This is a genomic window from Burkholderia sp. LFS061, from assembly GCF_047978125.1.
Lineage (GTDB): Bacteria > Pseudomonadota > Gammaproteobacteria > Burkholderiales > Burkholderiaceae > Burkholderia > Burkholderia pyrrocinia_C.
The window spans coordinates 1-296 of sequence record NZ_JBFPFS010000167.1 but is presented as its reverse complement, the minus strand read 5'-3'; the positions used below and the strand labels follow the sequence as shown (position 1 = coordinate 296).

Genomic DNA, 296 nt, shown 5'->3' with positions numbered 1-296 from the left:
CTTGCTGTTTGAACTCCGGGGAAAACGTACGTCGTTGCTTGCTCATCAGACACCTCTTCATGGCGAACATTCTCGCCTAAATCAGTGTCCGGATTCATTAGACCACTACAGTATCTTGCCGGCCTGAAGGACTTGTACAGCGGCGAAATCGTCGGTTACGCGATGAGCGAACGGATGACAAAACGTCTAGTCATGCAGGCCCTGTTTCGTGCCGTTGCCACCAGACGACCGCCTGCAGGTCTGATTCAGCACACGGATCGCGGGTCGCAATATTGTGCGCTAGCCTATCAATCGCT

1 pseudogene is annotated in these 296 nt (G+C 53.4%); it reads left to right on the top strand.

Going from position 1 to position 296, the window contains the following annotated elements:
* Positions 1 to 111: 111 nt before the first annotated feature.
* Positions 112 to 296: pseudogene (locus ACNQQL_RS36195) on the top strand (DDE-type integrase/transposase/recombinase); the annotation flags it as partial.